Genomic DNA, 16,697 nt, shown 5'->3' with positions numbered 1-16,697 from the left:
GTGACGTTAAGCAACGTCCTCGCCAATTGGCATCGCTAAATGATGGTTGTACCCTGAGGCTGTTCTGCTTCACGCCTATTCTTACCCGCGAATAACGGTGCTCGAACAAAACGCTGGCGATAGTCGCGTGGTGTCATGCCAGCTTCACGCGTAAAAACGGCAGAGAAATAATTACTGTCCTCAAACCCGCAACGTGCAGCAATATCACTGATGCGATGCTCACTTCCCCGCAGCAAACATTTGGCATGACAAAGGCGAATTTGGCGTAAATAATGGCTGATACTCATTCCGGTCTGTTGGCGAAACAGTTGTTTAAGTGAACGTTCAACTAACTGATTTTTATGGCAGAACTCCGCCATATCAAAATGCGTTGCCAGGCTTTGTTGTACGGCAGACATCACGAGATCTAGCTGTTCACCATCGGGCAATAGATGTGCCTGTTCAGCTCGGTAGCGATGGCGTTTTAGTACGATGGCGAGTTGCAATAATAGCGCTTCCGTCAGTTGTATCGACCAGGAATCTGTCTTACGTGACTCCTGTGCCAACTGATGAATAATCGGCCGAGCCTGTGCCATGCCCTGCGTGGTTAACCGCCAGTATCCTTGATTCTGCTCATGCCCAAATAGAGGTAATAACTTATGCCACTGTGCATTTAGGTGTAACCGTTCCGGGCAATAAATAATGTTATCTAATACCAAGTCATGCACGGATTCGTAGCTATGATGATCTGTGGCTTGAATATAAAAAACGTCGCCACAGGTAATGCGGTAAGGATGATCATTTAGGACATGTAACCCGTTACCCCGCCAGACAATCACAATCTCGCAGAATCGATGGGTATGCTCTGCGAAGACTTCCTGCGGGTATCGGTTGGTTACCGCCACCGGCATCTGCTCCGATGGCAAATAATCCCGGCTTTCTAACCGCAGTGGTATCCGCATGTTTATCGCCCTATATTTACAGGTCAATTAATAAGCAGCTCATTATCATGAAACTACCGATTTTTACCGTGATGCTATTCACGCCTCCACGGGTTGCACTACAGTTGACTGCGCAAATCACGGGGAGACTGAGAAAACTCCCGCTTAAACAGCGTTGAAAAATGATTGCTGTCACCAAAACCACATTGGTAGGCAATCTCGGTAACGCTATTATCGCTGTAATACAATTGATGACGCGCCTGTAGCAAACGCAAACGCGTCAGATAACGTTGTGGGGTCATGCCGGTCTGGTTTTTTAACTGCCGATGGAGGGTGCGTAATGGTAAAGCAAAGCGATCAGCCAGTTCCGGCCACTCAATTACCTCACTGTAGTGGTTCTGTAGCCAGTCTAATAATTGGCATAACCGCCCTTCCTGATCCTCACCCACCTGCGCCCGACACCCTTGCCACAGTTGCACCAACAACTGCATAAACACACTTTCATGTAGTGCGATATCTTCAGCTTGCTCGCTGTGAGGCGAGTGCTCAAGGCAGCGAATCAAGTGTTTTACTTGCTGTAAAACCTGTCCATTAATCCGCCAATGAGAGGGGTAAACCCCTTCAGTTTCACGTGGCAGAAAATGTTCTACGCCAGACAAGAAACGAAAAGCATCGGGCGCACGGAATAAGACGTTGGTGAGGAACAAACCGTCGGTTGACTCAAACAGGTGACGATCATGGTCACGGACAAAACAAACACACCCTCCGCTTAAGGTGTAGGGGTTGCCATTAAACACATGGACCCCGGCCCCCTGCTCAACAATAATAATTTCATAAAAATCATGATGATGCTCAGGAAATGCGGGTTGTGGCTCCCGGGCTTCAATTGCGACCGATGCAGAACTTGAAGAGAAAAAATCAATACTGTGCAAGACAGTCATCTTTTGCCCTCTTTCAACAGGCATGGCGAAATCGCCCTGCTTCAGCTCTCGATAGTAAAAGCAGCAGCGGTAATGAAACCTTCAATTTTTGACGTTAAAAGCGACTTTGGTGGTGATTTTTTTTAGATAAGTGCAGCAATGTTGAAAAGTATGCGCAGGGTCACAGGCGAGCGATGCCCTGTTTAAATACGAAACTGTGAGCTGTTTCACTTTCACTTTCGTCATTTTGCCAGCAAGCCATAGCGGCTGGCAGTGATGAGAAGGTGGTAGGTAAGGCAAGTTTCTACACTGTGGGCATTGAGAAATGACAGGCCGCTAATCATGCCCACACAATCAGCAGTAACACCATCTATCAGCCCCCGGCACATAGTCGCCATTGACCTTGGCGCATCCAGCGGGCGCGTGATGCTGGCGAGTTATCATCCCAGCCAACCGCAACTTGAACTGCGAGAAGTTTGCCGCTTTGCTAATCAGATTAAATCTATTGATGGTACCGATGTCTGGGATATCGATGCTATTGAACAATCAATCCGTCAGGGCCTGAATCAGCTCGATAGCGAAGGGATTCAGCTCGACAGCATTGGAATTGATAGCTGGGGTGTTGATTTTGTTTTGCTTGATAAGCAAGGGAAACGGGTCGGACAGCCAGTCTCCTACCGCGACAGTCGTACGCAGGGTGTGATGGAGCAAGCGCAACAAACGCTGGGAAGCAGTGCCATTTATCGCCGTACCGGTATTCAATTTTTACCGTTCAATACCTTGTATCAATTACGGGCATTAAGTGAACAGCAACCGTATTTGTTGGCCGATGTCGCCCATCTGTTACTGATCCCGGACTATTTGCACTATCGCCTTACTGGCCAGCTTAACTGGGAATACACCAATGCCACTACCACCCAGTTACTTAATATTGAAACCAATGATTGGGATAGCGATCTATTAGCCTATGCCGGGGTACCGGCCCATTGGTTTGCCAAACCCACTAAACCTGGCAATACCATCGGCTATTGGCCAGGCGCCAGCGGCCAGCAGGTGCCGGTCATTGCCGTTGCCAGCCACGATACTGCCAGCGCGGTACTTGCCGCACCCTTGATTGATGCGGATGCTGCCTATCTTAGCTCTGGTACTTGGTCATTGATGGGGTTTGAAAGCCTCACCCCCATAACCCATGGGCAGGCGCTGGCCAGCAATATCACCAATGAAGGTGGCGCTGAAAGCCGCTACCGGGTACTGAAAAATATTATGGGTTTGTGGTTACTGCAACGGGCCACTGATGAGTTGCAGATTAAAAACCTGCCGCAGTTGATCGAACAGGCGGCACGCCAACCAGCTTGTCGCTCGCTGATTAACCCCAATGACAGCCGCTTTATTAATCCAGCCAATATGTGCGGCGAGATTCAGAACGCCTGCCGCGAATATGGTATGCCAATCCCCACCACCGCAGCCCAACTGGCTCGTTGTATCTTTGATAGCCTCGCCATGTTGTACCGGCAAGTTGCCCAAGAACTGGCAGAGTTACGCGGGCGTCCAATCAGCCATTTGCATATCGTCGGTGGCGGCTGCCAAAACCAATTCCTTAATCAGCTCTGTGCTGATGCCTGTGGCCTGAATGTCACTATGGGGCCGGTTGAAGCCTCGACACTGGGCAATATTGGCAGCCAATTAATTGCACTGGGAGAGGTGAGCGATGTTGCTCACTACCGCCGCATCGTGGCGAATAACTTCCCACTCCACCCTTTATCCCCTCACGACAACACTGACTTTGCAGCCCATTGGCCGCAATTCCAGTCACTGAGTCAATTACCTAAGGAACTTTGCATATGACGAACTCTATTGAACAGGCCTGGGATCTGGCTAAACAGCGCTTTGCCGCCGTCGGCGTGGATGTTGATGCCGCACTTGCCCGCCTTGATACCCTGCCGGTCTCCATGCACTGCTGGCAAGGTGATGACGTCACCGGTTTTGAAAACCCGGATGGTGTACTGACCGGCGGGATTCAGGCCACCGGTAACTACCCCGGTAAAGCGCGTAATGCTACTGAGTTACGTTCTGACCTCGAACTGGCCCTAACATTGATTCCCGGCCCTAAACGACTCAATTTACATGCTATTTATCTCGAATCGGATACCCCCGTGGCGCGTAATAAAATTGAGCCACGCCACTTTAGCCGCTGGGTTGAGTGGGCTAAAAAACATCATCTGGGATTGGACTTCAACCCATCCTGCTTCTCTCATCCACTGAGTGCCGATGGTTTTACCCTGTCTCATGCTAACCCTGAAATTCGCCAATTCTGGATTGAACATTGTCAGGCCAGCCGCCGGGTCTCTGCCTATTTTGGTGAGCAACTAGGGACACCATCGGTGATGAATATCTGGATCCCCGATGGCATGAAGGATACCCCCATCGACCGTTTGGCACCCCGCCAACGGCTGCTATCAGCACTGGATGAGGTTATCAGTGAAAAGTTAAACCCAAACCATCACATTGATGCCGTCGAAAGCAAATTGTTTGGTATTGGGGCTGAAAGCTACACCGTCGGCTCTAACGAGTTTTACATGGGATATGCCGCCAGCCGCCAGACCGCACTGTGTCTGGACGCCGGTCACTTCCATCCGACCGAAGTGATTTCCGACAAGATCTCTAGTGCCATGCTGTATGTTCCGCGCCTGCTACTGCATGTCAGCCGTCCGGTGCGTTGGGACAGCGACCATGTGGTCTTGCTCGATGATGAAACACAAGCTATCGCCAGCGAAATTATCCGCCACGACCTGTTCGACAGGGTGCATATCGGTCTCGACTTCTTCGATGCCTCCATCAACCGTATCGCCGCCTGGGTCATTGGCACTCGCAACATGAAGAAAGCCTTGCTGCGTGCCTTATTGGAACCGACTGAGATGCTACGCCAATTGGAACTGCGCGGTGACTACACCGCACGTCTGGCGCTGCTGGAAGAACAGAAATCCCTGCCATGGCAAGCCATCTGGGAAGGGTATTGTCAGCGCAACGATGTGCCGGTCGATGCCCGCTGGCTCAATGCCGTACGTGATTACGAACAACAGACTCTCAGCCAACGTTAAGGACTCATGATTATGCAAGCTATTCAATCTTCCTGGTTTATTCAGGGAATGATTAAAGCCACCAGCGATATGTGGCGCAAAGGGTGGGATGAACGTAACGGTGGCAATATCAGCCTGCGCTTATTGGCTGAAGAGGTTGAACCGTATCGTGGTGATTTCGCTGCGCAACCACGTAACGTAGAACTCACTCAACCCGCCCCTGAACTGGCGAACAGTTGGTTCTTAGTCACCGGCTCTGGCAAATTTTTCCGCAATGTTGAATTAAACCCAGAAGACAATCTGGTACTACTGCAAGTCAGCAATGATGGCATGGCTTATCACATTCACTGGGGCCTGCCGCAAGGGGGGCTACCAACCTCAGAGCTTGCCGCGCACTTCCAATCTCATATTGTTCGCATGCAAGTCAGTGGTGGCAGCAACCGAGTGATCATGCATTGCCATGCCACCAATCTGATTGCTCTGAGTTATGTACAAAAACTGGAAAATGCCAGCTTCACTCGATTGTTATGGGAGGGCAGCACCGAGTGCCTGGTGGTGTTCCCCGACGGTATCGGCATCGTGCCGTGGATGGTGCCGGGAACCGACGGTATTGGTAGCCAAACCGCCGAGCAGATGCGTGAACACAGCCTAGTGCTGTGGCCGTTCCACGGTATTTTCGGCAGTGGGCCAACACTGGATGATGCCTTTGGTCTGATTGATACCGCCGAGAAATCCGCCGAAATCATGGTGAAAGTCCTGTCGATGGGTGGCAAGCAGCAAACCATTTCTCGTGAACAACTGATAGCACTCGCGGCTCGTTTTGACGTGACCCCATTAGCCGCTGCACTGGACGTTTAACCCCTTCGACCAACGCTCCGGTTCAGGCCGGGGCTGGTCATTATCTGGTCTGCTTTCTTTGAGGAGCACAGCATGAGCTTTATGTTGGCACTACCAAAAATCAGCTTGCACGGCACAGGTGCAATCGAGGATATGGTTAAATTACTCGGTGACAAACAGTGGGGCAAAGCCCTGATTGTCACTGATGGGCAGTTGGTCGAGCTAGGCCTACTCGACGGTCTGTTCGCTGCGATGCAACAGCATCAGTTACCTTATGCCTTGTTTGGCGAGGTATTTCCTAACCCTACCGAAGCGTTAGTACAGGCAGGATTAGCCGCTTTCAGGCAGCATCAGTGTGACTATCTGATAGCTTTTGGTGGCGGTAGCCCAATCGATACAGCCAAAGCCGTTAAGATTTTGACCGCCAATCCGGGGCCATCCACGGCATACTCTGGTGTCGGTAAAGTAAAACAGAGTGGTGTCCCGCTGGTCGCCATCAATACCACCGCCGGAACAGCCGCAGAACTGACCAGTAATGCAGTGATTATTGATAGCCAGCGGCAAGTAAAAGAAGTCATTATCGATACCAATATCATTCCTGATATCGCCGTCGATGACCCCTCTGTCATGTTGAATATTCCTGCCAGTGTGACTGCTGCAACCGGAATGGATGCCCTCACCCACGCTATCGAAGCCTATGTATCGCTGGGCGCACACACCCTAACCGACCATTCAGCGCTTGAATCTATCCGCCTGATCAGCCAATGGTTACCTCTGGCAGTCGATGACGGTAAGAATCTGCACGCACGTGAAATGATGGCGTGCGGCCAGTATCTGGCGGGTATGGCATTTAACAGCGCCGGGCTAGGTTTAGTGCATGCACTGGCCCATCAGCCGGGTGCGACCCATAACCTTCCACACGGGGTGTGCAATGCTATTTTACTGCCAATTATTGAAGAGTATAACCGCCCACAGGCAGTCAGCCGTTTTGCCCGCATAGCACAAGCCATGGGGGTAAATACTCAGCAGTTGACTGATGAGCAAGCCAGCCATCAAGCGATAAGCGCCATTCGGCAGTTGTCGCAACGTGTTGGCATTCCTGTTGGCTTCTCAGCATTAGGTATTCAGGAAAGTGATATCGAAGGCTGGTTAGATAAAGCGCTGGCGGATCCTTGTGCTCCTTGTAACCCACGTACTGCGGACAGAGATCAAGTCCGCGCACTGTACTTACAGGCACTTTGATCGGAGTAATATCATGATACGCAAAGCCTTTGTAATGCAGGTTAACCCTGATGCCCATGCAGAATATCAGCGGCGGCACTCACCCATCTGGCCTGAACTGGAAGCGGTACTGAAAGCCCATGGCGCTCACCACTATTCAATTTTTCTTGATGACACGCGCAATTTGCTATTTGGTTTTGTCGAAATTGAATCAGAAGAGCGCTGGAATGCCGTGGCCCAAACCGCCATTTGCCAGCGCTGGTGGCAACATATGGCCGATGTGATGCCAGCCAACCCTGATAACAGCCCGGTAAGCCAGGCACTACGAGAAGTGTTCTATTTGGCATAGCTCACCCGATGTGGAGCCTGGCTCCACATCTTTCAGGACGTTGCCAGCCCCTGCACATAATCTTCAAATACCGGATGGCCTATCACCACATCAATAAAACAGCTCAATGCCGGTGAGTTCAACTTACGACTCGGATACACCAGATACAGCTCATTACCTTCAGCCTGCCATTGTGGTAACACTTCCACTAATTGACGGTTTGCCACCACTTCACGGCTTAAAAATGCCGGTAATAGGGTGATACCACCACCCGCCAGGCCACATTCACGGGCATACAGCAGATTATCAGTGACATGCAGCGCAGGTACCTGCCAGCGGTAAAACTCATCTTCACGGCGTAAAATCAGCGCCTGCCAGGCACGGTGGGCAATGCAGCGGTGAGTATCCAGTTGCCTTGGATGAGTGAGTGGCGGATGCTGTGCCAGATAGGCGGGTGACGCCAACAGATAGCGTGGCGCATAGCCCAATCGGCGGCCAATCAGTGACGAGTCCTGCGGCTTACCGGTGCGCAATGCCACATCAAAGCCCTCTTCAACCAAATCTACCATGGTGTCCGAGACTAACACTTCCAACAGCACATCCGGGTATTGCCGCTGGAAATCTGTTGCCAACCGCGCCAGTAAAGTCGCCCCCAGCCCTGCTGGAGTTGAGATGCGCAAGCGGCCACTGGGGTTATCTTTCAGGCGTTGCAGCGCCAGATCAGCGCGCTCTGCGGCTTGTAGCATCTCCTGACAATGCACTAGATAGCGCTCACCGGCAAAGGTCAGGTTCAGCTGACGGGTGGTTCGATTGAGTAAACGGATACCTAAGTTTTGTTCTAACTGACTGATGCGCTGGCTGACACTGGATTTCGGTAAACCCGCCATTTCAGCGGCACGGGTAAAGCTGCCACACTCCGCGACTCGTGCAAACAGCGCCATATCCTGAAGTTGTTTAAACATGATTGTTTATCTTAGACGAACACTGCGTTAGTGATTGTCCATCTTATCACCACCACCAAGAAGGTCTAGACTCAATCCATACGCTAAACAGGAGTATTACCATGTCAGTTAAAGCCATTGCGGTGAACCCGCAACAACCCACCGATTTTATTGAAGTCGCTCTGGACCCACTCACTCCCGGTCCGTTTGATTTGCTGGTTGAGGTTAAAGCCGCGTCCATCAATCCGGTTGATACCAAAGTACATGCTGGCCTGAAGAAGAATGGCCTGCAACAGCCGCGAATTCTGGGTTGGGATGCCGCTGGAGTGGTCATCAGCGTCGGTGCGAACGTCACCGAGTTCCGTGCAGGTGATGAAGTGTGGTATGCCGGCGATATCACCCGCCCCGGTAGCAATGCTAACCAACAGTTGGTTGATGCTCGCATCGTGGCCCACAAACCCCGTTCATTCAACTGGGCGCAGGCCGCAGCATTGCCATTAACCGCAATAACTGCGTGGGAAGCGCTGTTTGAACATCTAAAAATTCAGCAAGCCAGTGCCGGACAAAGTTTATTGATCATCGGGGGAGCGGGCGGGGTTGGCTCATTAGCTATTCCCCTGGCGGCATTACGTAGCCCGCTAAAAGTGATAGCAACAGCATCACGGCCAGCATCAGCCGCCTGGTGTCGTGAACGTGGAGCGGACTTGACCGTTGATTATCACCATCTGAAAGCTGAGCTGGCAAAAGAAGGTATTGATAAAGTTGATTATATTCTTTGCCTGAATGACACCGACGGCCATTGGCCCGCCATCAGTGAGCTCATCGCACCATTGGGGCAAATCTGTACCATCGTTGAGAATGAAGAACCGTTGGATCAGAATCAGTTAAAACTAAAAAGTGCCGCCCTGCATTGGGAATTTATGTTCACCCGCAGTATGTTCTCTACCCCGGATATCGCCCAACAAGGGCAAATTTTAAAACAGGTAAGCCAGTTGGTGGATGAGGGCAAACTGCCAGGCACCTTAAGCGAAACCCTGCACGGCCTGACAGTGGAAAACCTGCATGCCGCCCACGCGCAAGTTGCAGGCGGACATATGCAGGGTAAAGTCGTTATTGCTTACTAAATATATTATTAACAGGGCTATTTTATTTGCTATTTTACATTTGGGCAGTGCTCGAAATCCTCACGTAGCCATGATTTACAACGTCATGGTGTACGCTCCGGTTTCTGTGCGCTGTCCGCATGCAAACTGACTGCAACAATCACGCCCTCAGATATCAAATATTCATCAACCCTATTGTGGTACATCACTCAATAATGAAGGGCGGGCAAGGCGTTGCAGGTCCGCGGCCAATAACTGTTGCACCAGTTCGACACAGCGCAGAAAGCGTTCATCATAGTCTGCCGATTCGACGTGAACATATTCGATATTGTTACTGCGCAACATCTGCTCCAGTAAGTTCTGGAAGGATTTACGGTCACGATCGCTACCCAGGCTGCGCAAACCATCGGCAACCCACGGCGTATTGTTTTCCAACAAAATAACCAGATCAAAACGGTATTCGTCAATCAGCGCCTGCACGAAGGGGTGCTCTTTGCCCTCATACTTTTTGCAGAAGGCCTGCGTGGTAACGAAGTCAGTATCGATAAATGCCACTTTATTGGCGTATTTCACCGCAAAATCCACATACTGTGCCTGCCCCAGCGCGATTTTGTCGTAATCAGAATATTGCAACGCCATCTCATCGCCGCCAAGATGGGAGAAGACATAATCCCGGCCATATTCCCACGCACTGGTGGTATTGAAGATATTGGCTAACTTATTGACCAAAGTGGATTTCCCACTGGACTCACCGCCCAGTATCGCCACAGTACGGACAAAAAATGGCTTCACTTCAGTCGGAATATAGTCCCAGTAACGGAAAGGGTCACGGCGGATCTGGCGACCACTGATCTTCATAAATGAGCGCTGTGGATCAATCAGGATGGTTTCGATGCCAAATTGCTCGTTGTAATGCGGCGCATCCTGGCTTTCGCTGGAATAAATAAAATTCGGAACAATGCCTTTTTCATTCATAAAGCTCTTTACGCCATGGCTCCACACATCCCAGCCATGGGGGTACGGCTCGATACCGTGCTCATCAAACGAATGAATATGGATATTTTTCTGATATTTAAAGGTTTGTAACAACCAGCGCAAACGGTCACTGACTGTCGGTTGCTGTGACATCGAACTGTTCTCAAACAGCTCACGATCGCGTGGCTCATCGAAACAAAGAATGATGTGCAACTCGTCAACCTGGCTACAGGCGCGCTGGATTAAATAGATATGGCCGGTATGCAGCGGGTAAAATTTACCAAATACCACGCCGACTTTTTTCTCACGGCGGGGAAACTCCAGCCCGAGGAAACGGTGCAGAGCTTCAAGCTTTTGCGCACTGGGGCTTTTGATTTTGTCGTTGAGTAGCTGGCTTAAATAACCTTTGGTCATGCCGTTGCATTCGGCCACTTGCTGTAAGGTGCAACCCTTTTGCTTAATTGCTGTTTTGAGATAGTCGAATTGCAGCATACCGCCTCCTTGTTTAGTGCGCTAAACAAAAATAACACAGTATGCCGCAAGATGAACACGACTAAATTAGCGGTTATAAATCCTCTAACACCGCCAACGCATCAGCCAATTTCTTCACCCCGAACACCTGCATATTGGGCAGGGGCTTCTTCGGCATATTGGCATACGGCACGATAGCGCGTTTAAAACCGTGTTTGGCCGCCTCAGAGATACGCTCTTGACCACTGGGTACTGGGCGAATTTCACCGGCTAGCCCTACCTCACCAAATACCACTAAATCCTGTGGCAGCGGGCGGTCACGCAAGCTGGATACTAGCGACATCAGCAATGCCAGATCAGCACTGGTTTCTGTCACTTTCACACCACCCACCACATTGACGAACACATCTTGGTCCGACATCTGTAACCCGCCATGGCGATGCAATACCGCCAACAAGATTGCCAGCCGGTTCTGTTCCAGACCGACCGCCACCCGACGTGGGTTGGACATCATTGAGTGATCGACCAGCGCCTGAATCTCTACCAGCAGCGGGCGAGTCCCTTCCCATACCACCATCACCGAGCTACCAGCAGTGACTTCATCCCCACGGCTGAGGAAAATCGCCGACGGGTTGCTAACTTCACGCAAGCCCTGTTCGGTCATAGCAAATACACCTAACTCATTAACCGCACCAAAGCGGTTTTTGTGGCTACGCAGCGTACGGAAACGAGTATCACCGTCACCATCAAGCATCACAGAGCAGTCAATACAGTGCTCCAGCACTTTCGGCCCGGCCAGTGAACCATCTTTCGTCACATGGCCCACCATGATAATGGCAACACCCCGGGTTTTGGCAAAACGGGTCAGGTAGGCGGCCGTTTCGCGCACTTGGGCCACGCTGCCCGGCGACGACTGAATATCCGCCATATGCATCACCTGAATGGAGTCGATCACCATCAAGCGCGGCTGCTCTTGCTCAGCAATCAAGCAAATTTGCTCGATACTGGTTTCCGACAGCATATTGAGGCCCGCAGTAGGCAACCCCAAACGATGCGCACGCATCGCCACCTGCTGCAACGACTCTTCGCCAGTGACATACAGGGTTTTCATGTTTTCAGACAGCTTGCAGAGCGTTTGCAACAGTAAGGTACTTTTCCCCGCGCCGGGGTTACCACCAATCAGAATGGCACTGCCCGGCACTACACCACCACCTAGCACCCGATCAAACTCAAGAAAGCCCGTTGAAAAGCGCGGTAGTTCGTCCAGACTGATATCTGACAGCTTCTGTACCCGGCTGACGCCTGCATCACCGGCATAGCCACCAAAACGCTCATTGCGCGACGACGACGAGGTTGCCGCCGCCAGCCTGATTTCGGTAATGGTATTCCAGGCATTGCAGGCACTGCACTGCCCCTGCCAACGAGGATAATCGGCACCACACTCATTACAGACAAATGCTCGTTTTGGCGCTTTAGCCACGGTTCACCTCAATTTAATTAGCTCACACCTGCCTGAGCCCCAAATTACCTAATAAGCGTAATTGTTGCAGGCAGTTTGAGTGCAGACAGCGCGCAGAAATCGGAGCGTACACCATGACGTTGTAAATCATGGCGACGTGAGGATTTTATTCGCTACGCTCCCCCTACGGGCCGCCCTTAAGTGTGTTCAAAATGCATGCGTTTTGTGAGCACTGCACAAGCTCAAAAATGGCAAATAAAACAGCCTATTTCATCGTTCTTCGTGCTTCAGACTGCCGGTCAAAATGCAAAGAACACTCAGCAAATCACCGTGGCGGATCGCCACTTTCGCTTTGGCATACACCTTCGGCTTTGCATGGAAAGCCAGCCCTAAACCGGCGGCTTGCATCATTTTCAGGTCATTGGCGCCATCGCCGATAGCCACTGTTTGAGCAATAGGGATATTGAGTTTTTCCGCCAACTTGAGCAGGGTATCGGCTTTATATTGTGCATCGACAATCGGCCCTAACACTTTGCCGGTCAGCTTGCCGTCTTTGATTTCAAGTTCATTGGCTGCCACATCGACCAGACGCAGTTTGTCGCGCAGATATTCAGCGTAATAAGTAAAACCACCGGAGGCGATCGCCACATGCCAATCTAATGCCTGAAGCTTACGGACCAGGCTGGTCAGCCCCGGCATCAATGGCAGTTGGTCACGTACCTGTTTTAAGATATTGGCATCCGCCCCTTTCAGGGTGGCAACCCGCTGGCGCAGGCTGGCGGCGAAGTCCAGTTCACCTTGCATGGCGCGTTCGGTGACGGCAGCCACTTCTTCGCCGACACCGGCGAGTTTGGCAATCTCATCAATACATTCGATTTGGATGGCAGTTGAATCCATATCCATCACCAGCAGGCCCGGGGTACGCAAATGCGGGATAGCTCCCAGAGGGGCGACATCAAGACCGTTTTCATCCGCTAACGTTTTAATCCGTGGGGTTAAACTGCCGGCCAAACGGATGACCTGATAATCCTCCACACACCAGGCGGAGACAATCACCATGGCGGCACCCAATTGGCCCTGAAAACCCGTAATACGCTGTTTATCCAGCTTTCTACCGTACAGTAGCCAACCTGTATGACCGGCACGATAATCCAGCGGCATGACCTCATCACCACTGAGCGAAAGTGGCAGACCTGGCCATTGATAGATCTCCGCGGGGAGATCGCAATAGGTCAGACTATTAGACATGAATGACTCCTGTAGAAAACGGGGTAAAGACCAGACAAAAGGACGCATCAAGCTATCCTATCGCCCTTGCTTCTGGCAACATATACCCTAAATAATTCGAGTTGCGGGAAGGCGGCAAACGAAATAATCCCGATAAACTTACATCAGTAAGTGATTCGGGTTATTGAGAGTAGCCAACGCACATGCGGCTTGAAGTATGACGGGTATAAAGTCACCGATTCTTGCAAGGAACCTGCATGGCTAAGGCCAAACTAAAATTCCGACTGCACCGTACGGCTATTGTGCTGATTTGCTTGGCATTATTAGTCTTGCTGATGCAAGGTGCATCCTATTTCAGCCTCAGTCATCAACTCGCTCGTTCGGAACAAGTTGAAGAGCTGGCGAAAACACTGGCAAAACAAGTCACTTTCAGCCTCGCCCCCATCATGGACAGTGGGGATGATGATATCGACAGCCAAAAAGTTGACGAAATTCTCCAGCAACTGACGCAATCAAGCCGCGTATTGGATGCCAGTGTATATCAAATTGACGGAACGCTGGTCGCCAGCGCCGGAGAGAACGTAAAAGTACGTGATCGACTGGCTTTGGATGGTAAACGCCCCGGCAGCTATTTCAACCACCAGATTGTCGAGCTGATCCCCGGGAAAAGCGGGCCAAGCGGCTTTCTGCGTATGACGCTGGACACCCATGTGCTGGCGACGGAATCCAAGCAAGTGGATAATACCACCAATTTGCTGCGCTTGATGATTCTCGTCGCACTGGCGGTGGGGATCATTCTGGCTCGCACTCTGCTGCAAGGTCGCCGCAGCCGTTGGCAGCAATCACCTTATCTGCTCACCGCCAATACGCCGGTCAAAGAAGATGAGGATGAAACACCTGAGACACCTGAGACACCTGCCAGTCAGGCAGATGCAGATAAAAAGACGGGCGATAAATAATACTGCGGATAGATATTATGCCATGCGCTCAATTAGCGTGGTGAGAGAAAGCAGTTTTCCCTGCATCTGTCGGGCAATAAGTTTGAATTCATTACTGATGTTCGAGTGATCTATCACCTGTTGCCAGAATATATTTGCCAGTTGCTGTGCGCGTTGCCAGTGCAGCTTGCTGATATCAGCAGATAAAGAGATTTCCGGCACGTTGTGGCGCATATTCCCCGTACTCGTCGGGGCAAATGCCATTGGCAGCATATCGTAAACTGGCGCTAATGATAGTGGTGTGTTCTCAGGATGCAGAAAGGAAAGGTTACCTTGGTGCATATCGGTATTAGCGATTAATTTACCAAATGCCCAGATAACGTTGACCTGCTCTAATGCCGGCGCGGCCAGTAATCCTTTATCGACTAATTGTTGGCAAACTTGTGGCCAACTGGCAACTGGGTTGCCAACAAATTCTGCATTAACCGCCTCTAAAGAAACTATCCCTAAACGGCCACGCTGCCCGCAGCGATCAAATCGCTCTACCTCAAGGAATATTTGCCTACCAACCCCCTGTAAAACCTGACTTGTGGCCGCTTTATAACCCCTATTATTCAAGGTGTTAAGTGCAAGCGACTCAGATATCAGTAGGTCACCCCAGCGCCGACTATTGGCGTTTTGTGAAGAGGCAGAAAATTTGACAATAACATAAGACGAAGGCCGATCCAGATACCCTGCATAACAAGTAAATTTCGGTTGTTCGCCGCCCGCAGAAGAACCGACCATTTCACCCGCCAGAGCCTTTTGAGAAAGTTCTGCATAACGAGATAACTTATCTACCGGATCGATAGGTATCGCATCAGGTGCTGCTAACCAATGTTGATAACTTTGTTGTCCAATCAATATATTGCCATTCATATCATCGGCCTGACGTGACAGTGCTAATAAGATATGGTCTTCATTCCACAAACGAACGTCATCGGTGAGCTGTAACTTACCTGCAACTGACTTCCCCCAAATCCGCCCGAGAAACCCCTGAGGCCGCATATCAGTCAAATACCAAGGCAAGCTATCAAATAGCTGCCATGTATCAGATGCCAGTTGATGTACACAGCACATTTCAGCCGGATGGATAGGATAGAGCATCGCGAAATGGGTTACATGACCCTGTTCATCGATACGATATAGCGGAAATGCATGCTCTCTGGCACTATCTCCAGCAATGTACCGCCGCAAGGCATATTGGGTTGCTTTACCTTTACCTATTTTCAGCACCCTCTCTTTTAACCTGCTTAATTGCCGGGAAACAGTGGGTTGACTGATTGCCATAGCTTGCGCCAGATAGCTCGCGGTCGCCGGGTTTTGGCGTAATAACGTTTCCAGAGAGAGCATGTGAATAGATTCATGAATAGAATGATGAATAGATTTATAGCGCTAATTATCTGATGTGTAAAGAAACCTATTTTTTCTGGCAGATTTTATGAATAGATTCAGCGGCAGAAATCGCTGCCGCTGAATAGAGGGAAGCAGAGACGGGATTACTTCTGATCGCCCAACAACACCGATTCTAATGCAATTTCAATCATGTCATTGAAGGTCGTCTGGCGCTCCGCAGCGGTGGTTTGCTCACCGGTACGGATATGGTCAGAAACAGTACAGATGGTCAGGGCTTTAGCACCGAACTCCGCGGCAACGCCGTAGATACCGGCCGCTTCCATTTCCACGCCCAGAATGCCGTATTTTTCCATCACATCAAACATTTGCGGGTCTGGCGTGTAGAACAGGTCAGCAGAGAAGAGGTTACCTACACGGACGTCGATACCTTTCGCTTTTGCCGCATCCACTGCATTGCGGGTCATTTCAAAGTCAGCAATCGCTGCATAGTCGTGATCTTTAAAGCGCATACGGTTTACTTTGGAGTCGGTACAAGCCCCCATGCCGATCACCACATCACGCAGTTTCACATCGGCGCGAACCGCACCACATGAACCGACACGAATGATTTTTTTCACGCCAAAATCAGTGATCAGTTCTTTGGCGTAAATGGAGCAGGACGGGATACCCATACCGTGACCCATTACAGAGATTTTGCGGCCTTTATAAGTACCGGTGAAGCCCAACATGCCACGCACATTGTTCACTTCGCGCACGTCTTGCAGGAAGGTTTCGGCGATAAATTTCGCACGCAGTGGATCCCCTGGCATTAATACAACGTCAGCGAAATCACCCATTTCAGCATTAATATGTGGCGTTGCCATAATCACTTTCCTTAAAAATCAG

General features: G+C 50.6%; 16 protein-coding genes. 7 read left to right on the top strand and 9 right to left on the bottom strand.

Annotated features, from left to right (window positions below):
• Positions 1-35: 35 nt before the first annotated feature.
• The 3 genes from rhaR to Q2T72_RS03415 form a co-directional block, all read right to left on the bottom strand.
• Positions 36-941 (bottom strand): HTH-type transcriptional activator RhaR, encoded by a 906-nt coding sequence (rhaR, locus tag Q2T72_RS03425; RefSeq protein ID WP_372568647.1) that lies wholly within the window; start codon positions 939-941, stop codon positions 36-38.
• Between the two features lie 98 nt (positions 942-1,039).
• The gene (rhaS, locus tag Q2T72_RS03420; RefSeq protein WP_083160665.1) at positions 1,040-1,861 is read right to left on the bottom strand and encodes an HTH-type transcriptional activator RhaS; all 822 of its coding nucleotides are present in this window, start codon (positions 1,859-1,861) and stop codon (positions 1,040-1,042) included.
• A gap of 221 nt (positions 1,862-2,082) precedes the next feature.
• Positions 2,083-2,238, bottom strand: a complete 156-nt coding sequence (locus Q2T72_RS03415; RefSeq protein ID WP_102970476.1) for a phosphoribosylaminoimidazole synthetase — start codon at positions 2,236-2,238, stop codon at positions 2,083-2,085.
• Here Q2T72_RS03415 and rhaB point away from each other — a divergent pair.
• From rhaB to rhaM, 5 genes are all read left to right on the top strand, one after another.
• Complete coding sequence (gene rhaB, locus Q2T72_RS03410; RefSeq protein ID WP_372569851.1) at positions 2,228-3,685, top strand: rhamnulokinase; 1,458 nt, start codon at positions 2,228-2,230, stop codon at positions 3,683-3,685. The two genes, Q2T72_RS03415 and rhaB, sit on opposite strands and share 11 nt — an antisense overlap.
• On the top strand, positions 3,682-4,938 hold the full coding sequence (locus tag Q2T72_RS03405) for an L-rhamnose isomerase (RefSeq protein WP_050312485.1): 1,257 nt from the start codon (positions 3,682-3,684) through the stop codon (positions 4,936-4,938). Before rhaB ends, Q2T72_RS03405 begins: the two co-directional genes overlap by 4 nt.
• A gap of 12 nt (positions 4,939-4,950) precedes the next feature.
• Positions 4,951-5,775, top strand: coding sequence for a rhamnulose-1-phosphate aldolase (rhaD, locus tag Q2T72_RS03400; RefSeq protein WP_083160669.1), 825 nt, complete (start codon positions 4,951-4,953; stop codon positions 5,773-5,775).
• Between the two features lie 72 nt (positions 5,776-5,847).
• A complete protein-coding gene (fucO, locus tag Q2T72_RS03395) occupies positions 5,848-6,996 on the top strand; it encodes a lactaldehyde reductase (protein WP_372568646.1) in 1,149 nt (382 codons plus the stop codon).
• Positions 6,997-7,009: 13 nt separating this feature from the next.
• Positions 7,010-7,324, top strand: coding sequence for an L-rhamnose mutarotase (gene rhaM, locus Q2T72_RS03390; RefSeq protein WP_083160673.1), 315 nt, complete (start codon positions 7,010-7,012; stop codon positions 7,322-7,324).
• A 32-nt stretch (positions 7,325-7,356) separates the two neighbouring features.
• Here the strand turns inward: rhaM and Q2T72_RS03385 are convergent, their stop codons facing one another.
• Positions 7,357-8,265: a LysR family transcriptional regulator gene (locus tag Q2T72_RS03385; RefSeq protein WP_372568645.1), complete on the bottom strand. Its 909-nt coding sequence runs from the start codon at positions 8,263-8,265 to the stop codon at positions 7,357-7,359.
• A 101-nt stretch (positions 8,266-8,366) separates the two neighbouring features.
• Between Q2T72_RS03385 and Q2T72_RS03380 the strand changes: the two genes are divergently transcribed.
• Positions 8,367-9,368, top strand: coding sequence for a zinc-binding alcohol dehydrogenase family protein (locus tag Q2T72_RS03380; protein ID WP_372568644.1), 1,002 nt, complete (start codon positions 8,367-8,369; stop codon positions 9,366-9,368).
• A gap of 171 nt (positions 9,369-9,539) precedes the next feature.
• Here the strand turns inward: Q2T72_RS03380 and nadR are convergent, their stop codons facing one another.
• The 3 genes from nadR to serB all read right to left on the bottom strand — a co-directional run bounded on the left by nadR (position 9,540) and on the right by serB (position 13,500).
• Entirely contained in the window at positions 9,540-10,814 is a 1,275-nt protein-coding gene (gene nadR, locus Q2T72_RS03375; protein ID WP_083160677.1) for a multifunctional transcriptional regulator/nicotinamide-nucleotide adenylyltransferase/ribosylnicotinamide kinase NadR, read from the bottom strand.
• Between the two features lie 73 nt (positions 10,815-10,887).
• A complete protein-coding gene (gene radA, locus Q2T72_RS03370) occupies positions 10,888-12,273 on the bottom strand; it encodes a DNA repair protein RadA (protein ID WP_004701929.1) in 1,386 nt (461 codons plus the stop codon).
• A 249-nt stretch (positions 12,274-12,522) separates the two neighbouring features.
• Positions 12,523-13,500 (bottom strand): phosphoserine phosphatase, encoded by a 978-nt coding sequence (gene serB, locus Q2T72_RS03365; protein ID WP_083160679.1) that lies wholly within the window; start codon positions 13,498-13,500, stop codon positions 12,523-12,525.
• Positions 13,501-13,736: 236 nt separating this feature from the next.
• Here serB and Q2T72_RS03360 point away from each other — a divergent pair, with 236 nt between their 5' ends.
• Positions 13,737-14,438 carry a YtjB family periplasmic protein gene (locus Q2T72_RS03360; protein ID WP_083160681.1) on the top strand — a complete coding sequence of 234 codons (702 nt, stop codon included), beginning with the start codon at positions 13,737-13,739 and terminating at the stop codon, positions 14,436-14,438.
• Between the two features lie 15 nt (positions 14,439-14,453).
• Here the strand turns inward: Q2T72_RS03360 and yjjJ are convergent, their stop codons facing one another.
• The gene (gene yjjJ / locus Q2T72_RS03355; protein ID WP_372569850.1) at positions 14,454-15,827 is read right to left on the bottom strand and encodes a type II toxin-antitoxin system HipA family toxin YjjJ; all 1,374 of its coding nucleotides are present in this window, start codon (positions 15,825-15,827) and stop codon (positions 14,454-14,456) included.
• A gap of 128 nt (positions 15,828-15,955) precedes the next feature.
• Complete coding sequence (deoD, locus tag Q2T72_RS03350; RefSeq protein ID WP_083160686.1) at positions 15,956-16,675, bottom strand: purine-nucleoside phosphorylase; 720 nt, start codon at positions 16,673-16,675, stop codon at positions 15,956-15,958.
• Between the last annotated feature and the right edge of the window lie 22 nt (positions 16,676-16,697).

Origin of the sequence: Yersinia sp. 2466 StPb PI (assembly GCF_041538325.1) — a bacterium.
Lineage (GTDB): Bacteria > Pseudomonadota > Gammaproteobacteria > Enterobacterales > Enterobacteriaceae > Yersinia > Yersinia enterocolitica_E.
The sequence above is the reverse complement of the archived record's forward strand: the minus strand, read 5'-3'. Positions and strand labels throughout refer to the sequence as shown.